This is a genomic window from Streptomyces sp. NPDC048473 (genome assembly GCF_043200155.1).
Lineage (GTDB): Bacteria > Actinomycetota > Actinomycetes > Streptomycetales > Streptomycetaceae > Streptomyces.
Window position 1 is genome coordinate 42,284 of the sequence record NZ_JBICXE010000011.1, and the last position, 23,508, is coordinate 65,791.

Annotated in this window: 23 protein-coding genes and 3 pseudogenes; 15 read left to right on the plus strand and 11 right to left on the minus strand. The window is 68.9% G+C overall.

Annotated elements, in window-relative coordinates:
* The first annotated feature begins 150 nt into the window (after positions 1-150).
* From ACGFU7_RS19835 to ACGFU7_RS19845, 3 genes and pseudogenes are all read left to right on the plus strand, one after another.
* Complete coding sequence (locus ACGFU7_RS19835; RefSeq protein WP_393697319.1) at positions 151-2,835, plus strand: SpoIIE family protein phosphatase; 2,685 nt, start codon at positions 151-153, stop codon at positions 2,833-2,835.
* Between the two features lie 138 nt (positions 2,836-2,973).
* Positions 2,974-3,420 (plus strand): hypothetical protein, encoded by a 447-nt coding sequence (locus tag ACGFU7_RS19840; RefSeq protein ID WP_393697320.1) that lies wholly within the window; start codon positions 2,974-2,976, stop codon positions 3,418-3,420.
* Positions 3,421-3,702: 282 nt separating this feature from the next.
* Positions 3,703-4,659 (plus strand): annotated as a pseudogene (locus ACGFU7_RS19845) (NAD(P)/FAD-dependent oxidoreductase); the annotation flags it as partial.
* A 223-nt stretch (positions 4,660-4,882) separates the two neighbouring features.
* Here the strand turns inward: ACGFU7_RS19845 and ACGFU7_RS19850 are convergent.
* Positions 4,883-5,512, minus strand: coding sequence for a YceI family protein (locus tag ACGFU7_RS19850; RefSeq protein ID WP_393697321.1), 630 nt, complete (start codon positions 5,510-5,512; stop codon positions 4,883-4,885).
* 227 nt (positions 5,513-5,739) lie between these two features.
* Here ACGFU7_RS19850 and ACGFU7_RS19855 point away from each other — a divergent pair, with 227 nt between their 5' ends.
* Positions 5,740-6,264 carry a hypothetical protein gene (locus tag ACGFU7_RS19855; RefSeq protein WP_266357621.1) on the plus strand — a complete coding sequence of 175 codons (525 nt, stop codon included), beginning with the start codon at positions 5,740-5,742 and terminating at the stop codon, positions 6,262-6,264.
* A 91-nt stretch (positions 6,265-6,355) separates the two neighbouring features.
* Here the strand turns inward: ACGFU7_RS19855 and ACGFU7_RS19860 are convergent, their stop codons facing one another.
* From ACGFU7_RS19860 to ACGFU7_RS19870, 3 genes are all read right to left on the minus strand, one after another.
* Positions 6,356-6,766, minus strand: a complete 411-nt coding sequence (locus tag ACGFU7_RS19860; RefSeq protein ID WP_393697322.1) for a VOC family protein — start codon at positions 6,764-6,766, stop codon at positions 6,356-6,358.
* A gap of 82 nt (positions 6,767-6,848) precedes the next feature.
* Positions 6,849-7,241 (minus strand): helix-turn-helix domain-containing protein, encoded by a 393-nt coding sequence (locus tag ACGFU7_RS19865; RefSeq protein WP_393697323.1) that lies wholly within the window; start codon positions 7,239-7,241, stop codon positions 6,849-6,851.
* Between the two features lie 225 nt (positions 7,242-7,466).
* Entirely contained in the window at positions 7,467-7,979 is a 513-nt protein-coding gene (locus tag ACGFU7_RS19870; RefSeq protein WP_393697324.1) for a hypothetical protein, read from the minus strand.
* A gap of 289 nt (positions 7,980-8,268) precedes the next feature.
* Between ACGFU7_RS19870 and ACGFU7_RS19875 the strand changes: the two genes are divergently transcribed.
* Both ACGFU7_RS19875 and ACGFU7_RS19880 read left to right on the plus strand, forming a co-directional pair.
* The gene (locus ACGFU7_RS19875; RefSeq protein ID WP_393697451.1) at positions 8,269-9,369 is read left to right on the plus strand and encodes a DUF4185 domain-containing protein; all 1,101 of its coding nucleotides are present in this window, start codon (positions 8,269-8,271) and stop codon (positions 9,367-9,369) included.
* A 378-nt stretch (positions 9,370-9,747) separates the two neighbouring features.
* Complete coding sequence (locus ACGFU7_RS19880) at positions 9,748-10,074, plus strand: nuclear transport factor 2 family protein (RefSeq protein WP_393697325.1); 327 nt, start codon at positions 9,748-9,750, stop codon at positions 10,072-10,074.
* A gap of 86 nt (positions 10,075-10,160) precedes the next feature.
* On the opposite strand, the gene ACGFU7_RS19885 is transcribed toward ACGFU7_RS19880, so the two are convergent.
* A complete protein-coding gene (locus ACGFU7_RS19885) occupies positions 10,161-10,328 on the minus strand; it encodes a hypothetical protein (RefSeq protein WP_393697326.1) in 168 nt (55 codons plus the stop codon).
* Here ACGFU7_RS19885 and ACGFU7_RS19890 point away from each other — a divergent pair.
* Positions 10,318-10,467, plus strand: a pseudogene (locus ACGFU7_RS19890) (transposase); the annotation flags it as partial. The gene ACGFU7_RS19885 and the pseudogene ACGFU7_RS19890 sit on opposite strands and share 11 nt — an antisense overlap.
* Positions 10,468-10,536: 69 nt before the next feature.
* Positions 10,537-11,121 carry a hypothetical protein gene (locus tag ACGFU7_RS19895; protein ID WP_393697327.1) on the plus strand — a complete coding sequence of 195 codons (585 nt, stop codon included), beginning with the start codon at positions 10,537-10,539 and terminating at the stop codon, positions 11,119-11,121.
* Between the two features lie 46 nt (positions 11,122-11,167).
* Here the strand turns inward: ACGFU7_RS19895 and ACGFU7_RS19900 are convergent, their stop codons facing one another.
* Positions 11,168-11,362: a 4-fold beta flower protein gene (locus ACGFU7_RS19900; RefSeq protein WP_393697328.1), complete on the minus strand. Its 195-nt coding sequence runs from the start codon at positions 11,360-11,362 to the stop codon at positions 11,168-11,170.
* 296 nt (positions 11,363-11,658) lie between these two features.
* On the opposite strand from ACGFU7_RS19900, the gene ACGFU7_RS19905 reads away from it, so the two are divergent.
* Positions 11,659-13,023, plus strand: coding sequence for a hypothetical protein (locus ACGFU7_RS19905; RefSeq protein WP_393697329.1), 1,365 nt, complete (start codon positions 11,659-11,661; stop codon positions 13,021-13,023).
* A gap of 218 nt (positions 13,024-13,241) precedes the next feature.
* Positions 13,242-14,087: an LLM class flavin-dependent oxidoreductase gene (locus ACGFU7_RS19910; protein ID WP_393697330.1), complete on the plus strand. Its 846-nt coding sequence runs from the start codon at positions 13,242-13,244 to the stop codon at positions 14,085-14,087.
* A 336-nt stretch (positions 14,088-14,423) separates the two neighbouring features.
* Here ACGFU7_RS19910 and ACGFU7_RS19915 read toward each other — a convergent pair.
* Positions 14,424-14,807, minus strand: a pseudogene (locus ACGFU7_RS19915) (transposase); the annotation flags it as partial.
* A 356-nt stretch (positions 14,808-15,163) separates the two neighbouring features.
* On the opposite strand from ACGFU7_RS19915, the gene ACGFU7_RS19920 reads away from it, so the two are divergent.
* From ACGFU7_RS19920 to ACGFU7_RS19930, 3 genes are all read left to right on the plus strand, one after another.
* Positions 15,164-15,637 carry a carboxymuconolactone decarboxylase family protein gene (locus ACGFU7_RS19920; RefSeq protein WP_393697331.1) on the plus strand — a complete coding sequence of 158 codons (474 nt, stop codon included), beginning with the start codon at positions 15,164-15,166 and terminating at the stop codon, positions 15,635-15,637.
* A 384-nt stretch (positions 15,638-16,021) separates the two neighbouring features.
* Positions 16,022-16,186, plus strand: coding sequence for a putative leader peptide (locus tag ACGFU7_RS19925; protein WP_393697452.1), 165 nt, complete (start codon positions 16,022-16,024; stop codon positions 16,184-16,186).
* A gap of 220 nt (positions 16,187-16,406) precedes the next feature.
* The gene (locus ACGFU7_RS19930; RefSeq protein ID WP_393697332.1) at positions 16,407-18,215 is read left to right on the plus strand and encodes a sulfatase-like hydrolase/transferase; all 1,809 of its coding nucleotides are present in this window, start codon (positions 16,407-16,409) and stop codon (positions 18,213-18,215) included.
* Between the two features lie 55 nt (positions 18,216-18,270).
* Here ACGFU7_RS19930 and ACGFU7_RS19935 read toward each other — a convergent pair whose 3' ends face one another.
* The 4 genes from ACGFU7_RS19935 to ACGFU7_RS19950 form a co-directional block, all read right to left on the minus strand.
* A complete protein-coding gene (locus ACGFU7_RS19935) occupies positions 18,271-19,500 on the minus strand; it encodes a glycoside hydrolase family 64 protein (RefSeq protein ID WP_393697333.1) in 1,230 nt (409 codons plus the stop codon).
* 297 nt (positions 19,501-19,797) lie between these two features.
* Entirely contained in the window at positions 19,798-20,319 is a 522-nt protein-coding gene (locus ACGFU7_RS19940; RefSeq protein ID WP_393697334.1) for a hypothetical protein, read from the minus strand.
* A 478-nt stretch (positions 20,320-20,797) separates the two neighbouring features.
* The gene (locus tag ACGFU7_RS19945) at positions 20,798-21,067 is read right to left on the minus strand and encodes a DUF397 domain-containing protein (protein ID WP_393697335.1); all 270 of its coding nucleotides are present in this window, start codon (positions 21,065-21,067) and stop codon (positions 20,798-20,800) included.
* Entirely contained in the window at positions 21,064-21,885 is an 822-nt protein-coding gene (locus ACGFU7_RS19950) for a helix-turn-helix domain-containing protein (protein ID WP_393697336.1), read from the minus strand. The genes ACGFU7_RS19945 and ACGFU7_RS19950 overlap by 4 nt, the downstream gene beginning before the upstream one ends.
* A 111-nt stretch (positions 21,886-21,996) precedes the next feature.
* On the opposite strand from ACGFU7_RS19950, the gene ACGFU7_RS19955 reads away from it, so the two are divergent.
* Positions 21,997-22,455 (plus strand): ATP-binding protein, encoded by a 459-nt coding sequence (locus ACGFU7_RS19955; RefSeq protein WP_393697337.1) that lies wholly within the window; start codon positions 21,997-21,999, stop codon positions 22,453-22,455.
* A gap of 122 nt (positions 22,456-22,577) precedes the next feature.
* A complete protein-coding gene (locus tag ACGFU7_RS19960; protein WP_393697338.1) occupies positions 22,578-23,450 on the plus strand; it encodes an MBL fold metallo-hydrolase in 873 nt (290 codons plus the stop codon).
* The last annotated feature ends 58 nt before the right edge of the window (positions 23,451-23,508 follow it).

The following is a 23,508-nucleotide window of genomic DNA, read 5'->3' on the forward strand; positions in this document are numbered from 1 at the left end:
ATCTCTCGGGCAGGTGTGATTCATGCTAGACCTGAAGTTATGTCTGGTATCGGCCGATTCCGGGCGAGGCTGCGACGCTGCGTCCGGCGACCACATCGGCACGATGGGGGGCGCTCGGGCCAAGCAACCCCCGCGCCGCCCGACCGGCACATGACCCACCGCTCCCCGGGCCGCGAACTGCTGTCCCTGTTCAGCCTGCGCACCGTGGCCGGCCAGGTCTTCTGCTTCGTCCTCGGGCTCGTACTCATGCTCATCGCCGGAGCCGCGATCGCGCTGGTGCTGCAGGGCCGCAGTGACAGCCTGCAAGAGGCCCGGCTGCGCACACTGAGCGTGGCCGAGACATTCGCCCACTCGCCCGGGATCGTGTCGGCGCTGGACAGCAAGAACCCCACCGCCATCCTGCAGCCACGCACGGAGCAGGTCCGCCGACAGACACATGTCGACAGCGTCGTCGTGGCCAGCCCCCAGGGCATCCGCTACACCCACCCCGACCCCGCGCTGATCGGCAAGCACCTCATCGGCCCGTACAAGGAGGCGCTGGCCGGCAAGGCCTTCACCCGGAGCTTCTCCGGCAGCCAAGGGCCCTCGATCAACTCGGTGGTGCCCGTCAACCGGCTCGACGGTTCGGTCGCCGGCCTGGTGTCCGTCGGGCTCACCGACAAGTCGGTGAACAGCGTGGCCGACCGGTCCGTCCCGTTCAGCGTCGCCGCCGCGGTGGCCGCCCTGGCGATCACCACGGGCGGGGCGGTGCTCGTGAGCAGACGGCTGCGCCGTCAGACACACGGGCTCGGCCCCGCAGAGATGACCCGGATGTACGAGCACCACGACGCGGTGCTGCACGTGGTCCACGAGGGCATCCTCATCGTCGGGGCCGGTCACCGGCTGACGATGGCCAATGACGAGGCCCGCAGACTGCTCGCCCTTCCGCCGGACGCCGAGGGCCGCGCAGTGACGGACCTCGGGCTGGACCCCGACACCGCCGGACTGCTCGCCTCCGGCCGGACCGTCACGGACGAGGTGCTGCGCGTCGGCAACCGGCTGCTGGCCGTCAACCTCCGGCTGACGGACGCGGGCGGGGGGCCGCCCGGCACCGTGGCGACCCTGCGGGACACCACCGAGCTCCGCAAGATCACGGGCAGGGCGCAACTCGTCCACGAACGACTGCTGCTCCTCTACGAGGCCGGTGCCCGGATCGGCACCACCCTCGATGTGACCCGGACGGCCCAGGAGCTGGCGGATGTGGCGACCCCCGGATTCGCCGACGTCACGACCGTCGACCTCGCTGATCCGGCGCTCCCCGGGGAGGAACCGACCACGCTGGACAGTGCCCCGCTGGACATGCACCGCACCGCCATCGCCGCCATGGACCCGGACCAGCCCCTGTATCCGATCGGCCGGCTGGTCGGATTCGTTCCTTCCAGGACCCGGGCCATGCGCGTGAACAGTGACGAGGTCGGGCTGGGGCCCGAGGTGATCACGCAGCTGGGATGGCGGTACTGGGATCCCGAGCGGGCCGGAAAGATCCTGGACTACGGATTCCACTCGGTGCTGTCCGTACCGCTGCACGCACGTGGCGTCATCCTGGGCCTGGCCAACTTCTGGCGCGTGGGCAATCCTGACCCGTTCGACGACGACGACCAGTCCTTCGCCGAGGAGCTGGTGGCCCGGGCGGCCGTCAGCGTGGACAACGCCCGCCGGTACACACGTGAGCACGAACTGGCCGTGACGCTGCAACGCAGCCTGTTGCCCCGCGACCTGCCCGAGCTGAACGCCCTCGACGTAGCCCATCGCTATCTGCCGGCGCGGGCCGAGGTGGGCGGCGACTGGTTCGACGTGATCCCGCTGTCCGGCGCCCGGGTCGCGCTGGTCGTCGGTGATGTGGTCGGACACGGGCTGCACGCAGCCGCCACCATGGGGCGGCTGCGCACCAGCATCCACAACTTCTCCGCGCTGGACTTCGCGCCCGACGAACTCCTCGGACATCTCGACGCACTGGTCGGCCGGATAGACCAGGACGAGGCGGCGGACGGCGGCGCCGGGATCGCCGGAGCCGGCTGCCTGTACGCGATCTACGACGCGGTCTCCGGGAACTGCGCGGTGGCCCGGGCCGGGCACCCCGGTCCCGTGCTGGTCCTCCCGGACGGCACCGTCGAAGTCCCCGAGGTCCCGGTCGGCCTGCCCCTCGGCGTCGGCGGCATGCCCTTCGAGGCGGCCGAGTTCCACGTACCCGAAGGGAGCCGTCTGGTCCTCTACACGGACGGTCTCATCGAGCGCCGCGACCGGGACATCGACGCCGGCCTGGAGCTGCTGCGCGCCACCCTCGCCGGTCGCGGCGACCGGACACCGGAGGAGACCTGTGACGACGTGCTCGACGCGATGCTGTCCGGGCCGCCGACCGACGACGTCGCCCTTCTCGTGGCCCGTACCCGCACGCTCGATTCCGACCAGGTCGCGCAATGGGCCGTGGCCACCGATCCGGCGGCCGTCGCCGGAGTCCGCAAGAACGTCACCCAGTGGCTCACCGAGCGCGGCCTGGACGAGGAGGCGTTCACCACCGAACTGATCCTGAGCGAGCTGGTCACCAACGCGGTGCGCTACGGCACCGGACCGATCGAAGTCCGCCTGCTGTACGACCGCAACCTGATCTGCGAGGTGTCCGACACCAGCAACACCTCACCGCATCTGCGCTACGCGGCGACGACGGACGAGGGCGGCAGGGGCCTGTTCCTCGTCGCCCAGTTCGCCGAACGCTGGGGCACCCGCTACACCGAGACGGGCAAGGTGATCTGGTCGGAGCAGACGGTCGGCGAATCGGAGACGGAGGACGACGACTGAAGCACGTTGCAGAAGGCCGTGAGCGTTGTCGCCCGAAATGCCGACGGAGAGCCGCCGTGACACGCTGAAGCGGGGGGTCTCGCCGGTCCCGGCATCGCTGGGCCGGACCGACGACTCTGCCACCCCGAGGAGATCGAAATGGCCAGTGACACCACTGGAACCAAAGCGGGCAACCCGAACCCGAGCCACACGCACGCGCCCACATCCGGCACCACCGTCCTGGCAGCGGTCCTGATGATCATCGGCGGAGTGATGGCGATCTTCGAGGGGATCGCGGCCATCACGAAGGGCCATCTGTTCGTCGTGACGCGCCACTATGTGTTCGAATTCAGCCTGGCGGGCTGGGGTTGGGTCCACCTCATCCTGGGCATCGCTCTCGTCCTCGCCGGCTGTGCCGTGTTCAGCGGAGCCCTGTGGGCGCGCTTCTTCGGTGTCGCTGTCGCCGGTCTGGGCGCGATCGCCAACTTCCTGTGGCTGCCGTACTACCCCTTGTGGGCCTTGGTGCTGATCGCCGTCAACATCCTCGCCGTCTGGGCGCTGTGCATGGGCATGCACCGAGAGGCGGACGCGGGCCTGACGGCCTGACCCACGTGTGCCCGGCGCAGGCTGAACGCAGGGCTGCTGGTCAGACGTGGCCGGTTGACGTAGCCCCACCTCCAGGGCCCGGTCGACCCCGGTGACGAGCGGGTGTTGCAGGCCGCCCAGGACTCGGGACTGTCGGTTCAACGCGGCCGCGCAATCGCTCAGGCCGATCAGGTCAAGGTTTTGCCGCTTCGGCAAGGATGCTTGCCGGTCTCATGCTCTGTCGCGGACGCTCTCCGGTGAACGGAGGTGCTTCTCATGGACGAGATGAGCGACACGAACGACATGAACGACGTGGATCAGCGGTACGACGTGGTGGTGATCGCCGGTGGAGCCGCCGGGCTGAGCGGAGCCGTATCGCTGGCCAGGGCGCGTCGATCGGTGCTGGTGGTCGACGCGGGCCGGCCGCGCAACGCCCCCGCGTCGCACGTGCACAGCTACCTGGGACGCGAGGGCACACCGCCCTCGGAGCTGCTGACCGTCGGCCGTGACGAGGTGACCGGTTACGGGGGCGAGATCGTCGAGGGCACGGTGGTGGCCGCCGAGCGGCTGCCCGGCGGCGAGGGGTTCCGTGTCGTGCGGGAGGGCGGGGCTGCTGTCGTGGCGCGCCGGCTCCTGGTGGCCACCGGCCTCGTCGACGAACTGCCCCCGGTGCGGGGGGTGGCCGAGCGGTGGGGGCGCGAGGTTCTGCACTGCCCGTACTGCCACGGCTGGGAGGTCAAAACCCGCCCGATCGGCATCCTCGCCACCAGCCCCCTGGCCGTGCACCAGGCACTGCTGTGGCGCCAGTGGAGCGCGGACATCACCTTCTTCGTCCACGCCGGGCCCGAGCCGACCGAGGAGGAGTACGAGCAACTGGCCGCGCGTGGCATCGCCGTGGTCGACGGGAAAGTAACCGGCCTCGAGGTGACGGACGACCGGCTCACCGGGGTGCGGCTGGCGGGCGGCCGGGTGATCCCGCGCGAGGCCGTCGTGGTCCAGCCCCGCTTCACCGCCCGCGCGGGCGTCCTTACGACCCTGGGCCTGACGGCGGTCGAGCAGGAGATGGGCGGTCAGGTGATCGGCACGTACATCGCCGCCGATCCGACCGGTGCGACGGAAGTCCCCGGTGTCTGGGTGGCCGGCAATGTCGCGGACCCGAAGGAGCAGGTCATCGGCGCCGCCAACGCCGGGGTGCGGGCCGCCGCGGCGATCAATGCGGACCTGATCGCCGAAGAGACCCGCCGGGCGGTCGCCGCACGGTCTTCTCGGCGGCGGCGGAGCGCGAAGTCTGCGAGCGGATGCTCGGGGAGCGACGACACGGGCTGTGACGGGCCGGTCCGCAAGGGCCGCGCGAAGGGAACGGTCCGGTCGGACCATGGCAGTGCGCGGTCCCGCCCGACGACGAGCGCCCGCCTTCCGACCCCAGGCGGGGGAGGGGGGAAGGCGGGCGCGCTCGGGTTCAGGCGTGAGGCAGCGGGAGGCGTCAGGCCTGCGGTGCGGCGGCCTTGATCGCGGAGATGTCGAAGCTGAGCTTGACCTTGTCGCTGACCATCACGCCGCCGGTCTCCAGCGCCGCGTTCCAGGTCAGGCCCCAGTCGGAGCGCAGGATGTCCGCGCTGCCCTCGAAGCCGATGCGCTCGTTGCCGTAGACATCGGTGGCGGAGCCGTTGAACTCCAGGTCGATGGCGAGGGGACGCGTGGCGTCCTTGATGGTGAGGTCGCCGGTGATGCGGTACTTGTCGCCGCCGAGCTGCTCGGCGTGCGTGGAGCGGAACGTCATGAGGGGGAACTTCTCGGCGTCGAAGAAGTCGCCGCTGACCAGGTGGCCGTCGCGGTCGGCGATGCCGGTGTCGACGCTGGCGATCTTGACGTCGATCGAGGCGGTGGAGTTCGCGGGGTTGTGACCGTCGAGCTTCAGGCTGCCCTCGTGTTCACCGAAGGAGCCGCGCACGTTGGTGACCATGGCGTGACGCACGGTGAAGCCGATGCTGCTGTGCGCCGGGTCGATCGTGTAGTCACCGGTGAGGGCGGCCAGGGCCGGATCCACGGCGGGGGTGGCGGCGACGGCGGTGGTGGACGGGGCGTTGTTGTTCTTGCGGTTGAACAGAGCCATGGCTCCTCCTCGGGGGACGTGATCGAGTGGCGGTCGAAGTGATTGTTTAACCTTCAACGAGATTGACTGTAGCGGCATCTAGTTCAAAGTTCAACATCAAGGGCGTGGATTGTTGCGAAGGGTGACTCGCCTGCCGTCATCCGCCCCTCTTGTCCTCTGGCGGACGCGCGTAGAACTCGGGCACTATCTCCCTGCCCCGTTTTTGTCATGAGCAGGAGGAGTCCCTCATGGTGTCCCGTATGACACTGCGCCCCGTCCTGACCGCCCTCGCCCTCGTCCTCGGCGTCCTCTTCGCCCCCGGCGTCGGCGTTCTCGGCAGCGGCGCCACCCAGGCCCACGCCGTCACGAAGCTCACCCACGCCCAGGCCACCGCCCGGTTCAGCTCCTCCGGGATCACCTGGTCGTCGTCCGGCGGCTGCTCCAACCGCAACGTCGCCACCTGCACCTCGTTCGACCAGCTCAACCTGGCCACCGCCCAGGGCGCCCAGACCCTCAAGAGCGCCACGGGCTGCGCGCTGAACATCACCGGCGGCACCGAGACCGGGCACGCCAGCGGTACGTACTCGCACTGGAACGGGTACAAGCTCGACTTCGCCAAGTCCACCTGTCTCACGAACTACGTCCACGGCGTCTTCGCCTACATAGGGCTGCGCGGCGACGGTGCACCCCAGTACCAGTCGGGTTCCGGCAACGTCTACGCGGACGAGGGCAACCACTGGGATGTGACGTACTACAACTGCGGCGGCTGCTGACCGCACGCCGTATTCGCTGTACTCGCTCGCACGGGTGCCCCCGTTCCCCGGAACGAGGGCACCCGTGCAAGCGTTTCCCGTCGAACAGTCCTCAGGCCCTCGGCTGGGTGAAGCGGATGCGGTTGCCGAAGGGGTCGCGGAGGCCGCAGTCGGTTCCGTACGGGCGATCGGTGGGTTCCTCGGTGAACTCGACGCCCTGGGCGAGCAGCGTCTCGTACGTCTTGCGGCAGTCGTCCGTGGTGAAGATGAGCCAGCCGCCCATCGCGCCCTTGGTCACCAGTTCGCGGACCTGCTGCGCCGTCTCCTCGGACATCGCCGGAGCGCCCGGCTTCTCCAGCAGGATCTGGCGTTCGGGGTGGCCGGGGACACTGACGGTCAGCCAGCGCATGAAGCCCATGTCGACGTCGGCGTTGACCTCCAGGCCGAGCTTGCCGACGTAGAAGTCGAGGGCCTCGTCCTGGTCGAGGACGTATATCTGCGATTGCGTGATGGCGTTGAACATGTGCATCACGCTACGGGGCGGGCCGGACGGAAACTTATCCAAAACTGCTCAGTCGACGGACGGGTACGGGCAGTGCGGACGGTCAGGCGCTCGGCCGCGTCCACGCCATCGTGAAGCACGTCGGTACGCCCATGGCCACCGCTTCCTTGCGGTACGTCCTCGGTGACCGGCCGACGATGTCGCGGAACGTGCGACTGAAGGTTCCCGGGCTGCCGAAGCCGACTTCGAAGCAGATGTCTGTCACACTGCGCTCGGTCTCCCGCAGCAGGAACATCGCACGCTCGACACGACGGCGCTGCAGGTAGCGGTGCGGCGTCTCGCCGAACGTGGCCCGGAAGGTGCGCGTGAAGTGCGCCTGGGACACATGGGCCATCCGGGCCAGGGCCGGGACGTCCAGCGGCTGCGCGTAGGCGCGGTCCATTGCATCCCGCGCCCGGAGCATGCGGCGGTTGGTCTCTTCTGCGGCGCGGCTCACGGCGCCATCACACCACGGTTCTTCGGCGGCACCGGATCGAGCCGTTGATGCCGGCCGATCCGGCCCGTGGACGACGGTGGGCCGACCACTGCCGGACCCTGGAGGCCATCGCCCGGAGGTGTGCCGCACCTGCTCGCTGTGAAGAGACCTCCCCGACCGGCTCGGCTCCTTCCGGACCGCCCACAGGCCGGCCACCTTCGCCCGGGTTCGTGTCCCGTGGGCCGGTCACAGCCTGAACAGCACTCCACGCCATGTCCACCCCGCGCCGAGGACCGCATTCTGCAGGGGATTCCTCATCTCCCGCGAGTCGAAGCGGAACGTCTCGACCTTGTGCCGACGGCCGTCGGGCCCCCGCTCGTACGTCCACTGCTTGGTAACCGTGGTCGCCGGCCCACGGCCGTACTCGCGCGACGCGGCCGGCCTGGGCGGGTCCCCGACCCACGTCACCTCCCACTGCTCGTCGAGGGCCCGCACCTCGCGCTTCGAAGGGACCAGGCGCATCCGGGTCTTGATGGTCCGCTCCACCTGCCTACGGGAGAAGGACGATCCCACGGCAGGCTCCAGGATCCGCCACTCCGCCATCAGGTCGGCCTTCTCCGCAGGGAGGGCGTTGCGCACGCGGTACGGCACGTCCGGGCCGTTGATCGCGAGCAGCGCGGCCCGGACCACCATGGTGGGAAGCGGTGCGACACCGCTGTCGGGGTGCTTGGTGCCGGTCAGCTTGTCGAAGAAGCCCATCAGGTCAACCTATGGATGTCCGGCTGCTCGGCACAAGATTTCCCGCGTCGGTGTGAAACCCCCTGGGGACCGTTGCGGTTCGCGGCTCATGACAGCGTTCCTGCCGACACCGCAACAGCCCGGCGGCCAGGGCACGCTGCGGCGGGAGCCGGCCGAGGTCTTCCAGCACAGCACTGAGGTCATCTGTCGCGGTTCGGGAGTGGGCCGTATCCTCCGGATGGTGATGAACGGCATGAATTCACCGCCGTTTTGTCCTGTCCACCATGCATCCTTCCCCATAGGAGCTTCCATGCACGGATCCAGCCATTTAGACCCCGCCTCGTCTCTGACGCGCCGGGCACTTCTGCGCTCAAGTGCGGGCGCCGCACTCGGTGTTGCGGGAATGGCCCTGGGTGCCACATCCGCAGGCGCCGCAGAGCAGCGCGCGTCGTTGGTCATCGGCGGGAAGGTGCGTAACCTCACCGGGCCGGCGGAGACCGGGCGGTTTGCCGCGCCCTGGACCGATCTGGGCATTCCCGTCCGGTGTCCCGACGGCTCCATGCTCTTCGTCGGCGGCGATACCTTCGACGGCGGCGGCGTGGGCGGCCCCGACTGGCGGGCGCCGGTGGGGCTGCGCGCCGGCAATTCCTCGCTGAACTCCCTCGTCATCGACGGCAGCGTGGGCGGTGACCACGCGGTGGGCCTCGTCCCCGAGGGTCACGACGGGGGCACCACGGCCATTCCCTCCGATGTGTTCACCATCGGCGGCACGATGTACATGCACCTCATGCGCGGGGTGCTTTACCAGACGCACCACTCCGACTTCTGGCGCTCCGACGACAACGGGGAGACCTGGCAATACCTCTGTGAGTGGCCCGGGGACCAGTACAACGGGCAGTTCCAGCAGAAGACCTACGCCGTGGCGGACGACGGATACTGCTATGTCCTGTCGACCGTCTTCAACCGCGAAGTGACATCCGATCTGCTGCTCCACCGGGTTCGCCAGGACGCCCTGGGTGATGCGGGCGCGTATGAGCCCTGGGGATACGCCAATGGGGCCTGGGGCTGGGGGAACTATCCGACCAGCGTCAGCGGGCCGCGTCGGTGGGGCGAGATCTGTTTTCGGGCCATGGACGGAAAGTACGCGCTCACCTGGCTCAATATGGCCCCGCTCGACATTCGCGCGCAGATCTTCCCGCTGCCGACCTCCGATCTGTTCGCCACACCGGAACAGACGATGATCGTGCCCACTGTGCCCGGCGCGGAGATCGGGAACGCGGTGGCGAGTCCGTACGGCGGATTCATCATCCCCGGATCGACGTTCGCCGACTTCCACATCGCCGTCAGCCAGTGGTACGACGACCAGAACTACCGGGTGATGCAGTACTGGATCAACGGGCTGAGCGCCTAAGGGCTGCCCCGCAATCTCTGGTGGATCTGCGCGCGTCGTCAGATGCGGTGCATCGCAAGTTGAAGACGGGCTGCTGTTCCCGCGCCAGTCCCGTTGCGGCGCATCAGGCTCAAATTCTCGAACTACTGATCCGCCATCCTGAACGCCGCATTTGCGTGCGGTCAGGTCGAGTGGGCGGGTGGCGACGAGGTGCAGACCGCACGTGCAGTCCAGTGCGTGCTCGGGGGAACCGTCGAAGCTGACGGTGGGCGGCCGGCCGGCCCGGGGTGGCTGCAGGCAGATGCCGAACGGGAGGTCGTGCGAGGTGGGAATGTGCCGATCGGCAGGTAGTCCCGGTCTTCCCTGGACGAACGAGGGAACGCTCTGCATGATCAACTGGTGACCACCCCAGAGACCATCGTCGAACGCCAGCTCGCCGCCTACAACAGCCATGACCTCGAAGCCTTCGCGGCGACGTACGCCCCCGACGTCTGCATCAACCGCCGCAGCGGCGACCGCCTGCTCGGGCGCGACGCCTTGCGGGAGGCGTACGCCGACATGTTCGCCAAGCGCCGCTGCCGGGCCGAGATCGTCGGCCGACTCACCGAGGGCGACTGGGTGGTGGACCACGAGATCGCCCACGGCATCACGGACGACCCCCTCCGCGTGCTGGTCGCCTACCGGGTCCGCGACGGCCTGATCGACCACGTCGACTTCCTCGGCTGACTGCCGAACCCCCCTGACCGAACGAACCGTCAGAGGGTGTTCCGTACCGGCTCAGTGGTCTGCTCCGGAAGTCCTCCGGGGGTTGATCAGGTTGGCGGCGAGGCGGAGGATTCCTCTTGTCGGCCGGCGAGGGTGTGCTGGTCGAGCCGGGCCGGCAGATCGTCCAGGTGCAGTACTGCTTGGACCAGACGGTAGTAGACGACGTCGGCGACTCTCGGGAAGCACAGGCCGGCGATCCATGCCTCCCACCGCAAGGTCCGCGCCCGCGTCGAGCACGCCTTCGCCCGGATGAAGGGCTGGACGATCCTCCGCGACTGCCGTCCGAAAGGCGACGGCGCCCACCACGCCATGCTCGGCATCGCCCGCCTGCACAACCTCACCCTCGTCGGATGACGGAGAAACCAGCAGGCCGGCCAGCCATCCCGTGGATCATTTACTGGACAGTCTTTAGCATCGCTGGTCATGGCTACAGTGATCGTGACCGTTGGGCTGGCGTTCATCGGCTACCTGGCGACCTATCTGAACGGGCTGCGTCTGGCGCAGAGACAGGCCCGCCTCACGCGCGTCAACCAGCAGCTGAGTGACTTCTACGGGCCGCTGTTCGCGCTGATGGAAGCCAATGGCCGCACCTATGACACCTGGTCAGCGAAGTACGCCCGTCCCGACGGTCGCGACCCCTTTCGCCACGACACTCCTCCCACCGAGCAGGAACTTGCGGAGTGGCGTACCTGGGCCACAACCGTCTTCATCCCCAACATCCAGGCCATGCGAGACGTCGTGGTCACCAAGGCCGACCTCCTCATCGAGGAGGAGATGCCCCAGACCCTCCTCCAGCTTTGCGCTCACGTCTCGGGCTACGAGATCACTGCTGCGCGCTGGGCCCGAGGCAACTATGAAGAGCACTTGTCGGTCATATCCTTCCCGGGCCGGGCGCTCAGAGAGTACATCCGCGACAGGTTCACACAGCTCAAGAGGGAGCAGGCCCGATTGCTCGGCCACAGCCGAGCTGCCGGCGGGAACCGATGGACGAGCCTCATCGGCCGATGAGGTGAAGCCCGCCGGCACAGTCGGCTCATTGCGGGACAGCCTTTGGTTAGCCCTGGACAAAGCTCTCCCACCTCTGCGAGGACCACGAAAGCGACGGTACGGGAGGCACAGGCGGGACCGGAGGGACGCTGGGTACCGGCGGCACCGGCGGTACGGCAGGGACCGGCGGAACCGGCCCTCCCACGGCACCAGGCACCCAGCTCGCCACCGTTGCAAGCGTCCCTGGCGCCTGGGCGATCACTCCAGATCACTCGTATGTCCGTCCGGGCGCGACGGCGGGCACTGATCCGCTGATGCTGGGACCTGACAGAGCCGCGGTGTGCTTCCCGCCGAGGGACCGGACCGCCCAGCCGGGCATCGGGCCCTCCTTTTCGGCGGAGTTCGTTTACTGGGACGTTGCGTGGACAGCGGCGCCGCACTCCCGGTCCAGCACCGGGGGGCAACCCTCAGGGTGAGGAGACTGTTCCCTTGGTGACACGACACCTGCGGCCGGGCCGCATACTCCCCAGGCGCATACCTATACGGACGCTGACGGCATTGCTGGCGTGCGGCGCGGCGCTGATGGCCACCACGCTGGTGGCGGCGCTCCCTGCCGCAGGTCCCACACCGCCCGACCCGAACCACTACCCCTTCGGCCGGCCCACCGGCATCGGCGATTTCCAGGTCCCTCCGCCACCCGAGGCGCCAACACTGGTGCCCACCATCGGTACCAAGACCACCCAGCGGCTCTATGGCTCCGACCCCTTCCAGGAGGCGGTGTCCGTCACCCAGCACATCTGGCCGGCCGCGCTCCCGGAAAACGCCTCGGGGGAGAACGACAACGTCCCGGACCGGCCCTGGGCCGTCACCCTGATCACCACCGACGATCCGCTGACGGGCATCACCGCCGTCCCTCTCATCCACTTCCCCGACGACGCGCCCATCCTCTACGTCACCAAGACCGGCATCCCCCAGGTCACTCTGAACGAGCTCAAGCGCCTGGGCGACACGGGCATCAGCCGCCACCACAACATCGACGCCTTCCTGGTGGGCGCGGCGGCCAACCCGGCTGTCCAGGCGCAGCTCAAGGCCATCGGCATGACCTTCCAGAGCATCACCGCGCCCACCATCCCAGGGCTCGCCGACGCCGTCGACCGTGTCTACGGCAGCATCCAGAACCCGGACACCGGCGTACCGCAGATGGGTAACAGTGGCAGCCAAGGGGGCGCCGGAATGATGGACGTGATGATCGCGTCCATGAACTCCTGGGAGTACGCCCTGCCAGCCACCCACTGGTCCTCCCACATGCCCACCGCAATCCTGTGGGTCACCCGGGACGGCATCCCGCCGGAGACCGTCACCGCGCTCAAACGCCGCATGGGCCGGGCCACCATCTACCTGTGGGGCGGACCGGACCAGATATCCCCCGCCGTCGCCAAGCAGCTCAATGCCTACGGTGCCGTGCAGCGCATCACCAACGACGACCCCGTCGACTTCAACGCGACCCCGAAGAACACACCGGAGACCACCGCCATCGCGTTCGCCAAGATGTGGGACCCCGCAGGCATGGTGGGCTGGAACATCACCGGACCGGGCCACGGCTTCACCCTCGTCAGGCGGGACGACTGGCAGGGCGCGGTCGCCTCGGCGCCCCTGTCCCACCTCGGCTTCCACTCCCCGCTGCTGCTCACCGACAGCGCCGACAAACTCCCCGAGGCCGTCGAGGCCTACTACAAGCAGGTGGCGCCCACATACCTGACCACCCCGGCCGAAGGCCCCTACAACATGACGTACATCATCGGCGACTGGAAGCGGCTCTCCTGGCCGCTGCAGGCACACGTCGACTACATCTCCGAAATGAGCAACCGACGCGTCTGGAACCAGTCCACCGGAGGACGCTACAGCGACTCCGGACAGCCCTGATCAACGGTCCACGCCCGGCTGCCACAGCTCAAGCCTGCCGCGGCGCACGCCGATGGCTCTGCGCCACGCAACCGCGGCAAGCAGCCTGATCACGCCCCGGCTCAATCCGTCTCCTAGTGCCTGATCAGCAGTCGTGACCGTCCGGACGGACCCGCTCGAGACGGGACACGCCCCGTGCTCGCCCCCACGCACGCTCGTCCCGAGAGGAACGCGCCACCATGGACATCGGAATCGGGCTACAGGCCCTGAACCCCGACCCGGACCTGTCGATCGTGGACTGGGCAAGACGCGCCGAGGAGCGCGGCTTCTCCACGCTCGGCACCACCGACCGCCTCGTCTACGACACCTACGAGCCGCTGACCGCACTTGCCGTCGCGGCCGGAGCGACTTCGCGCATCCGTCTGACCACCACCATCCTGCTGGCCCCGCTGCGCGCCAACCATGCGCTGTTCGCCAAGTCCGCCGCCACGCTCGACCGCCTGTCCGATGGCCGGCTCGTGCTGGGCCTGGCACCCGGCGCCAGGGAGGACGACTACAGCGCAAGCGGGGTCGATTTCCGGCAGCGCGGCAAGCTGTTCGACGCACTGCTCGAACGGGCCACCCGGCAGTGGCAGGACCACGGCGGTATCGGACCACGTCCGGCCACGGCCGGCGGCCCCCCGATGCTGTTCGGTGGGTTCACCAAACCCGCACTGCGGCGGATGATCACTTACGGTCGCGGCTGGATCGGTGGCGCCCAAGGCGTGGCGAACTTCCAGGCCGTCCTCCCGCGGGTGCAACAGGCGTGGCAGGACGCGGGCAAGGAGGGGGCGCCCCGCCTGGTGGCGACCGCGCACTTCTCGCTGGGCCCGGACGCAGAACAACGTCTGCACCACCGCCTTGCGAGCTACTACACCTCTGGCACCTACACCCACGAAAGCGTAGAAGCCGGTCTCGCCACACCCGAAGGAGTGGCCCGCGAGGCCGCTGCCTACGCCGAGGCGGGCTGCGACGAACTCATCCTCTTCCCCCACGGCGGCGGACTGGAACAGGTAGACCTGCTCGCCGACGCGGTCGGACTGTGACCGCTCGCCGGGACCGTAGTACAGCAACCTCCGCAACCGCGGCCAACCGTCGACGAAGGCGACCCCGGGGCCGATGAACTCGGACTGAGGTTGCGTGCACAACGCGCTGGAGACATTCTCCTCACGCGCCCCGTCTTCGACGTGCAGCAGTCGGTGGCGGAGTTCCTTCGGCTCGGTGGTGGCCGGCTCCCCCTCCAGGAGGAGGGCTCGGGTCCGGGCGACGAGGTCGATCGCTGCGAGGCTGAGTTCGAGCCAGGCGGCGTTGATGGTGAAGTGGCGGGAGGGGAAGCGGCCGAAGGCGGTCTTGCCGCACCGGATGTGGTCCGCGGCGGTGTTGGCTCCGGTGTTGCCGGGCCGCAGCCGCCCGGACATGCCCTCGCCGGTGTTGGCCAGGAAACACACCAGAGGGTGGAAGCCGAGGCCGCCTTTGTAGGTGGGTGCGGCTCGGTCCTTCTCGGAGTGGCAGGTCACCAGCGTGGCGTCGAGGTCCAGGACCAGTCCGGGCACCTCCCGTCCGCCGGCGTTCGCCGCCGGTGCGCCGGAGCGGGTCATGAACTGCTGCAACTGCTGATGGTCCACACCGAGCCGTTCGGCCATCGGTTGCATCGGTTGCATCGGTTGCATCGGCTGCACCGACTTCCGACGCCCGTCCAGCAACAGGCCCCGCAGATACAGCCCGCCCTTCACCCGCTGGTCAGCACGCACCAGCGGCGCGAACACCTCCCCAGCGAAATCCTCCAACCGGCCCCGGAGCTCCGCGAGTTCATCCGCCCTTGTGCCAGCAGGAAACCACCAGAACGACCACCTGCCCAGAGACGCAACAAAGCCCTATCAGGCAGTTTCGTTCGGATCATCGGGCGGACCAGAGAAAGACCCCGCGCGTGGGGTCGGGTCAAAAGAGGCGCCGGTGATCGTGATGAGCGGGGGCGACGTCTCGGCAGCGGTCCTGAATTTCGTCGTGGGTGGTCCCTGTCGCCGCGTGAGAGGGGAGACGCGCGTCACATTCGACCCTGTCACATCTTGCCGAACCGTTCCGTCAGAGGGGTGTAACCACCAACAACGGCAAGGAGTGCACCATGGATGCTCGCTTGAACCTCCTCGGCAGCCCGGTCGCAGCCAAGTCCCTGAGGCACATCACCTCGGCGGGCAAAGTGATCTCGGACTCGACGCTGCCGGCCGCGACGCAGGAGCTGGTGAAGCTCCGCGCCAGTCAGATCAATGGCTGCGGTTTCTGCACCGACATGCACAGCAAAGAAGCCGCGCACGCCGGGGAGACCTCGACCCGACTCAACCTGGTCGCGGCCTGGCGCGAGGCCAACGTGTTCACCGATGCCGAGCGCGCTGCCCTGGAGCTGACGGAGCAGGGCACCCGCATCGCCGACGCGGCCGGTGGCGTCACGGATGAGGCCTGGGCGAATGCCGCCAAGCACTATGACGAGGATCAGCTCGCCGCCCTGGTGTCGCTCATCGCCCTCATCAACGCCTTCAACCGCGTGAACGTCATCGTCCGGCAGCCCGCCGGCGACTACCAGATCGGCCAGTTCGGATAACCGGCAGCAGCGCACGCCCCGGGCACCCCTCGCAAGGGCCCGGGGCGTTGTTCTGGGAAGCCCGGCCGTCCCGACGATCCGATGATCCGAACGAAGCGACCTGGCGGGGACGGGCCCGGGCCGGTCACGGGGCAGTGCCGTCAGGGTCCGGGGTGGTGGCCGAACCGCACCCCCTCCCATGGTGCTTCCCCAGGGAACGACTCCGTGCGGCGCTGGCCGGCGCGGCGGGCACAATTCTCCTGAACCCGCTGTTCAGGAGCCCTTTGGCGACGTTCGACCGGTAGTTGCGCGTAAGGGGCGGGAGGGGGTTTCTTACCGATATCCGGACAGACCAGGCTGACCGCCCGGCGAAGCCACTGTCATATTGCTCCCGTGAACCCGGACATGCGCCTCGCCTCCCGCAGGCACGTCGACCTCTGTCGACAGGCCAGCGCGGTCTGTGCCGTCCACAACGGACCCGGACCGTTCGCCCCATGGGCCCCGCCGGGTTGTCCGCGGCTCATCGCTGACACGGCACCTCCGGAGCGACGCTCCCGGCCGGGGCCGTAGCCCCGAGTCTCCGTACCGCGTTCCGGCCTGATCCGCCGGCCCGGTCCCTCTCCCCTTCCGACGTGCAGCTTCCGCAGCCGCTCGTGCTGATCCCGTACGCCTTCGCAGCTGTGCCTCACAGCGCTGTACGGCCCTCTCCTTCAATTCCTCCCGCAGCGGAATGAATGCGCAGCGCGCCCGCTCCACCTTCACCGTCCCTCACTGTCACAGGCAGGCTTCGATGACCGAGCTGTACCCCTCCATGCCCGCCGGACCGTCCCGGCGCTCCACGCTGCGCGCCGCAGGCGGCGGCTCCCTGCTTCTCGGACTGGGCCTGGCGGGCTGCCGCTCGGCGGTCTCGGAGACCTCGTCCGCTCCCAAGAACGCCGGCGCCGCCCCCGAGCGCGGCGGCATTCTCAGCGTCGCCATCAACAGCGACTTCACGCCCAGCCTGCTGTTCTCGCAGAGCGGGCAGTCCTTCCAGCACCGGCTGATCTACAACACCCTGACCCGCTACGACGACCGGCTCAGCCCGAAGCCGGAGCTGGCCACCTCCTGGACGTACGCCGAGGACGGGCGCAGCATCACACTCCGGCTGCGCGACGACGTCACGTTCCACAACGGCCGGAAGTTCACCGCGGACGACGTCATCTTCGCCGTGAGGAACCTTCAGAACCCGGTACGAGCAGCCCAGTTGCGCAGCACGGCCGCCACGATCACCGAGGAGCAGCAGAAGCTCTACGCCCGCTACATGGAGGTGTACGCGGCGCTCGTCGACAACATCGACCAGAACCTGGGACGGCTCACCGAGACCCTGGACGCGCTCGGGGAACTCGACAACACCATCATCGTCTTCACCTCCGACAACGGCGGCACCGGCGAAGGCGGCGCCGAGGGCACCCGCTCCTACTTCAGCCGCTTCGTCCACCATCCCGCCCTCCCCGGCGACTGGACCCCGGACGTCGACCGCGACCCCGAACTCATGGGCGGCCCGCGCAGCCTGGTGCACTACCCGCGCGGCTGGGGCATGGCCTCCAACACGCCCTTCCGCCTCTACAAGGGGCACACCTACGCCGGCGGTGTGCGCGTCCCGTTCGTGCTGTCATGGCCGAAGGGAGCCCGCGAGGGACAACTGACCGCCGGCCTGCGTACGCAGTACCAGTACGTCACCGACATCGCCCCCACCCTCCTGCGACTGGCCGGTCTCGACCGGCCCGCCGAGCGGCGCGGCGTCCCGCTCCAGGAGCCGGACGGGGTCAGCTTCACCCCCGTACTCGCCGACGCGGAACATCGCTCCACCCACCCCGAGCAGTACTGCGAGATGACCGGCAACCGCAGCTACTACCGGGACGGCCACAAGCTCGTCACCCTCCACCGGCCCGGCCTCGTCAAGGAGTTGTCGGCGGCCTGGGAGGAGGCGGCCTGGCGCAACGGCGTCTTCCCGCTGCCCGACGGCAGCGGAGCGCTCGCCCGCCGCAACCCGGCCGAACAGCGGTTGTCACGCCCGCTGACCCTGCTGCCCGGCACCCCGGAACTGGAGCGCTACCGTTCCTCCCGCCTGATCGCGCTGCGGTCCTTCGAGATCGTCGTCGTTGTCGACGAGGCGGGGGAGGGAGTGCTGGTCTCCCATGGCGACCAGGGCGGCGGCTACAGCCTGTACGTCGAGGACGGCCGGCTCCGCTTCGCCTACAACGAGTACGGCGTGCTCCACGAGACCGACGCCGGGCCACTGGCACCGGGAGAACATGTCATCGTGCTTGCCGCCACGGCCGAGCAGGGGCTGCGCTGGAGGTTCACGCTGACCGTCGACGGCGAGGTGCGGGCCACCCCGCCGAGCGTCCACCAGCTCATCGGAATGGCCCCGTTCCAGGGCATCAGCATCGGCATCGACCGCAAATCACCGGTCTCCTGGCCGCTGTACGAACGCCACCGCTCCTTCCGCCACCGCGGCCGGCTGCGCTCGGTGACCTACCGCCCGGGAGAACCGGGGCCCGACTCCCCGGAGGCGGTGGCCGCCGCGCTCAAGGAAGCGGCAGCCGCGTTCGAGTGAGACCGCGGCGGCCGCCCCGGGGCAGGGGCGGCCGCCACGGTGGGCGGTCCGTTGCTCAGGACCCCACGCTCACCGTGAACCGCCGCGGGTTGCCGTCGTTCGCGGCGCCCGAGACGTCCGGCTGGCCGTCGGGGCGTACGTCGTCGTACGGGAAGGCGTAGCCGATCGGGGTGTTGGCGTGGACCACGCGCGACCAGTGGTTGGTCGCCGCGCCCTGGTAGTAGTCCGTGGCCGACGTGCCGTTCGGCTGGTCGGGGTGGGTGAGCATCAGGGAGCGGTTGAAGCCGGCCGCGAGCCGGGCCAGCAGGGCCTTCTTGTCGTCGGGGTCCGCCGGGTTGTTGGCGAACGGGCCGTGGTTGCAGGTGAAGACGTCCCTGGAGACCGGCTTGGTGAAGGTGTGGCCGCCCTCGAAGGTCAGGATGTCGCCGCTGACCCGGCCGGTGCGGACGCCGCGGCCGCCCTGGAGATCGATCCGCAGATCGGTGGAGCGGTACTTCTCCCAGACCTGGTCGATGTAGGACGTGAACACGTCGCGCAGCGGCATCTGGTCCGGCCGGTCGAAGAACGGCGCCATCAGGTTCTGTGGCGAGATCACCCGCAGCACGCCGCCGTCCGCACCGCGGATCACCAGCTTGTCCCACGGCTGGCCGTCGGCGGCGGCCTGGGCGGTGAGACCGTCGGCGATCCGCTGCACCGCACCGTCCGGGAGCGGTGCCACGGTGTGCGTGGTGTCGCCCTCCAGGGTCAGGCCGATCGGCAGCGCGGTGACCAGGTCGACGTAGCTGATGTTCGCGTACAGCTGCTGCGGGTTGAAGGTGAACTCGCAGAACGACCAGGTCCGTCCGTAGTTGGCGTCCGTGGACGTGGCGAACGCCGGCTCGACCAGGGCGGGGCCGGGGTTGAGATAGAAGGTCAGGGTGTCGTCGCGTACGAAGTAGACGCGGGCACCGTACATCTGAGGAAGCGTCAGTACGACGGGTGCGCCGCCCGCCGCGTTCAGCGGTATGGCGCAGTCGACCGGCAGCGGTGTCTGCGGCGCGGCGGGGGAGTCGGGGTGGTAGACGCTGCCGTCGGCCCGCAGCAGCACCCAGCGGTCGGTGCCCTGTTCGTGGCCGGTGACGTAGGCGTTGACCCGGCCGGGCAACGAGCGGTTCGCCAGGGCGAGTTCACAGGTTGCGGGGGCGGCGGAGGCGCTCGGGCTCAGGGCGCTGCCCCAGGCGGGGTAGGTGAGTGCGGTCGCGGTGGCGGCGGCGCCGCCCGTCAGGAACAGTCTGCGCGAAATCACGAGAGGACTCCCGGGGTGTGTGGGGGGCCACGGACGGGGCGATCGTGCGGGAATGGGGCGGGGCGTCCGCGGTGCGCACCACTCTCGTGATGGCCGGGGTGGGCGTCAAGACTTGCGGTTGAGAGCGCTCTCAAAAATTGGAAGTCTTCACAACTCGACGCCATGAAGGGGTGGTTGCCGCAGAACCGGCCCCGGATTCCTGGCTCAGCCATCGGCCCGCCGCGCAACGGCGTGATCGACGTGCCAGGTGCCTCGGATACCTTGCTGGGCGACGTGCGGACGTGACCGGTACGCGCGTCACGTGCGCTCGACGTGCGTGACGCGCACGGACGCAATGTCTTTGACGGTGCCGTCTTCGATCTCCGCGTCCCTTGGCGCCGAGCTCCCCGTCCTCGCCTTCCCGGGGCCCAGCCTGTCGGCCGTCACCCCGGTGTTCCCGAGAACATCCCCGTCCTTGTCCAGGAACTCGAACTGCGCGAAGTAACTCGCCGCCCCGCTCCCGCCGTTCCTGATCGTGTAGTGCACGACGTACGTGCGATGACCCCCGGCCCGATGGCCCTCGAACCCTGACTTCACGATTTTGACGTCCCTCGACGGGTTCGCCGCCGAGGTCTCCTCGCTCCAGGCTCTCCCCGTCCCCGCTGTCGGGGCGCCCTCTTTCGCGGAGTCGGCGGAGTCCTTCGCACCCGAACACGCCGTGAGTAGCCCGGCAGCGGCAGCAACCGCAGCCACAGACAGCCAAAACTTGCGCATGACGCACTCCCTGTAGTCGAAGGGCAGACCATAGCCGCGGGCCTCGGCACACAAGCCGTGGGACACGAGGCGAACCCTCTGACGAGGCAACCGTCGACCGCATGACCGAAACCTGTCGGTTTGCGGCCTGCTCCGGGAAGTCTGCCGCCGAGTCTGCCGACGTCGTCCGGGAGCGTTCGTCCGGCCGGCGAGCACGGAGGAGGTGCGTCAACCTCAACGGATCAGCCGGACCTCGTAGGCTCGATCGGGCTTCGACGCGCGATCGTGGTGCCGATGCCAGTCGGTGCAGGCCGGCATGGACCTCGCCTTGCTGATACAGGCCGCCGCCGACCGGGATGGCCAGGATGGGCGCATTCAGGCGGGCGGGCGTGCGGAGCGCGCGGATGCGGTGCTGGACGCGGTGATCGGCGCGGTCGTACCGGAGATCAGTGGGTTCGCGATGACACGACAACCGGAAGCTGCGACTCGTCGAAGGTCGCCGAGCCGGCGATCAGGCCCAACGGTCCGGCGCACGTGGGGGCCGAAATCCCGGCGGTGTCGACCCTCAGGCCGTGAAGCCGAGGCCGAGGAAGGCGGCCCAGGCGGCGGGGGGAACGGTGAGGACGGGGCCGTCGGTGACCTTGGAGTCGCGGATGTGGACGGCGGTGGGGTGGGCGGAGACTTCTACGCAGTTGCCGCCCTGGTCAGTGCTGTAGCTGGACTTGTGCCAGTCGTGGGCGACTTCGAGGCAGGCGCCGCCTTGGTCGCTGCTGTAGCTGGACTTGAACCAGTCGAGGGCTGTCGAGCGGGGAGCCGGGTGTGCTGCGCGGGTCATGTCTCTCCAAGCAGTTCGTCCAGTAGGCAGGCGCTCTTCTCGACGGAAAGCGCCTGCGAACGCAGCATCCCATATTTCTGCTGGAGCACGCTGACGTCATCCGGGTCTTCGTGCAGGTAGCTGGTCAGCTGGCCCTCCACGTAGGCGAAGTGGTCGTGATCGGGGGTCTCCAGCAGCACCATCGGCCCCGCAAGACCTGCGTGTTTCGGAAGTTTCATCGGCATGATCTGCAGCCCCAAGAAGGGGAGTTCCATGCATTGGCGCAGGTGCTTGATTTGCTTCCGCAGCATGGCAGGGTTCCCGATCTCGCTGCGCAGAATGCTCTCCTCCAGCAGGAAGTGCAGCATGGGGCGGGGTTTGCGTTCGAGGAGCTTCTGCCGGTCGAGCCGGGCGGTCACCCACTCCTCCAGTTGGTCCTCCTCGATCGGCGGATAAAGGCAGGAGAACACGAACCGGGCGTATTCCTCGGTCTGGAGTAGCCCAGGCACTGCCTGGCTCTCGTACGACAGCAGCGTCAGCACCTCCTGCTCGTACTCCACGAAGTCCTGTACGAACGCCGGGAACCGCTCCTTCTGCGGCACCTTCGACACCGCGACCTGCAACACCCCTTTCGTGCCCAGCAGTTCGTCGAGCTGCGCTGCGAAATCGGCCTGCAACGGCCTGCGACCCTGCTCGATCGACGCGATCGTGTCCTCGCCCACGCAGAACTGGTCGGCCAGCGCCGCCTGTGTCATCCGGGCCGCCTTGCGGAACGTCGCCAGCTGGGCACCGATCAGGTGCCAGGACGTGATCCGCTTGTTCTTCTTCGCCGAGTGCATGAAGTGCCTCTCCCCGTCGCGAAACCCGGATGACCCGTCAGAAGCCGTACAACTGCGTTGTACGAGCCGACGCGCTGATCAACAGTAGTGACGTTGTGTGACCTTGGCGGTGTGAACGAACCAACTCAACTCCCCTACTTCCGCGAGGCGTTCCACCGCAGGGAGCGCCGGTCCGTGCCGCTCGTACGACAGTTCGTGCGCCAGGCCCTCGTCGACTGGGCGTGCGATGCCCGTGCCGACGACGTGTTGCTCTGCGTGAGCGAACTCGTCACCAATGCCCTCCTGCACGGCGTCCCGCCCGGTCGCGGTTTCCGTACCCACCTCTACCTGGAGCCGGCCGACGGTCTCCTGCGGGTCGAGGTCCACGACAGTGGTGACGGGGAGGTGCGCCTCGCCGATGAGGGCGCGGCGCCCGACGCGGAGGGCGGACGCGGGCTGCTGCTGGTGGCGGCGCTCGCCGACAAGTGGGGGGTGGGGGAGCGGAACCCCGGCAAGGTGGTGTGGTGCGAGTTCGAGGTGCGCGGCCGGACCCTGCGCCCGGCGTCGGGCGTGCCGCCCTGTTTCGCGTGAGGGGCCCGGGATCCGAAGCACTGGATCGGCGGGTGGCCTACCGGTTCCGGTCGCGCGTGGGCTATCCCTGGAACGGCGGCCCTCGACGGGGTCGTGTCCCGTGGAAGTGGAAGGAGCCTGCCATGGCCGACTGGTACGTGGACGACCGCTGCACCAATTGTGACGTAGCCCGACAGTTCGCGCCCGAGCTGATCGGAGAGGAGGAAGGGGCGTCGCGGATCCTGCGGCAGCCGAGCGACGAGGCGGAGAACCGGCGCTTACACGCCGCCGTCTTCGCCTGCCACACCCGCTCGATCCGGCCCGCGTCGGGGCAGCCGGACCCGGCGCTCGACCCGTTCCCGATGGCGCTGGACGACGGCGTACTGGTCTGCGGGCACAACTCCCAGCACACCGCCGGCGCCAACTCCTATCTCCTGCGGCGCCCGTCCGGCACGGTCATGATGATCGACACCCCGCGCTGGAGCCCCGGACTCGCCGAGCGGTACGTGGCGGCGACGGGTCCCGTCACCGATGTGCTGCTCACCCACCGCGATCACGTCGCGCACGGGCGCCGTTACGCCGACCACTTCGGCGCCCGGCTGTGGATCCATGAAGGGGACCTCGACGCGGCGCCGGACGCGGACCAGGTGATCCGGGGGCTCGACCCGGTGGAGATCGGCGAGGGCGTCACCGCCCATCCGCTGCCCGGCCACACCCGGGGCAGCGTGCTCTATCTCGCGGACGACCGGTACTGCTTCAGCGGCGACAGCTTCTACTGGTCGCGCACGACCGATGATCTCGAAGTCGCGGAGAGCGTGACCTGGTACTCCATCGAGGAGTTGGCCGCCTCGCTGGCGCGGACTGCGGGGCAGTTGCGGTTCGAGTGGGTACTGCCCGGCCACGGCGACCGGCAGCGCCGGGACGTCGACGAGATGTCCCGGCGGCTGCATGCGCTGGCGGAACGCACGGGACTGCTGCGGCCCCGGCCGATCGACTTTACCGCCCTCCGCTGGTGACGTTCCACGACCGCCGGTGACGCCTGCCGGACCGGCTCCACGCCGTCCGGCAGGCGCT

What these genes read in the sequence shown, in the direction of transcription:
- ACGFU7_RS19835 (WP_393697319.1), top strand. Translation starts at nt 151, where the DNA reads ATGACCCACCGCTCCCCGGGCCGCGAACTGCTGTCCCTGTTCAGCCTG.
- ACGFU7_RS19840 (WP_393697320.1), top strand. Translation starts at nt 2,974, where the DNA reads ATGGCCAGTGACACCACTGGAACCAAAGCGGGCAACCCGAACCCGAGC.
- ACGFU7_RS19850 (WP_393697321.1), bottom strand. Translation starts at nt 5,512, where the DNA reads ATGGCTCTGTTCAACCGCAAGAACAACAACGCCCCGTCCACCACCGCC.
- ACGFU7_RS19855 (WP_266357621.1), top strand. Translation starts at nt 5,740, where the DNA reads ATGGTGTCCCGTATGACACTGCGCCCCGTCCTGACCGCCCTCGCCCTC.
- ACGFU7_RS19860 (WP_393697322.1), bottom strand. Translation starts at nt 6,766, where the DNA reads ATGTTCAACGCCATCACGCAATCGCAGATATACGTCCTCGACCAGGAC.
- ACGFU7_RS19870 (WP_393697324.1), bottom strand. Translation starts at nt 7,979, where the DNA reads ATGGGCTTCTTCGACAAGCTGACCGGCACCAAGCACCCCGACAGCGGT.
- ACGFU7_RS19875 (WP_393697451.1), top strand. Translation starts at nt 8,269, where the DNA reads ATGCACGGATCCAGCCATTTAGACCCCGCCTCGTCTCTGACGCGCCGG.
- ACGFU7_RS19895 (WP_393697327.1), top strand. Translation starts at nt 10,537, where the DNA reads ATGGCTACAGTGATCGTGACCGTTGGGCTGGCGTTCATCGGCTACCTG.
- ACGFU7_RS19910 (WP_393697330.1), top strand. Translation starts at nt 13,242, where the DNA reads ATGGACATCGGAATCGGGCTACAGGCCCTGAACCCCGACCCGGACCTG.
- ACGFU7_RS19920 (WP_393697331.1), top strand. Translation starts at nt 15,164, where the DNA reads ATGGATGCTCGCTTGAACCTCCTCGGCAGCCCGGTCGCAGCCAAGTCC.
- ACGFU7_RS19925 (WP_393697452.1), top strand. Translation starts at nt 16,022, where the DNA reads ATGCGCCTCGCCTCCCGCAGGCACGTCGACCTCTGTCGACAGGCCAGC.
- ACGFU7_RS19930 (WP_393697332.1), top strand. Translation starts at nt 16,407, where the DNA reads ATGACCGAGCTGTACCCCTCCATGCCCGCCGGACCGTCCCGGCGCTCC.
- ACGFU7_RS19945 (WP_393697335.1), bottom strand. Translation starts at nt 21,067, where the DNA reads ATGACCCGCGCAGCACACCCGGCTCCCCGCTCGACAGCCCTCGACTGG.
- ACGFU7_RS19950 (WP_393697336.1), bottom strand. Translation starts at nt 21,885, where the DNA reads ATGCACTCGGCGAAGAAGAACAAGCGGATCACGTCCTGGCACCTGATC.
- ACGFU7_RS19960 (WP_393697338.1), top strand. Translation starts at nt 22,578, where the DNA reads ATGGCCGACTGGTACGTGGACGACCGCTGCACCAATTGTGACGTAGCC.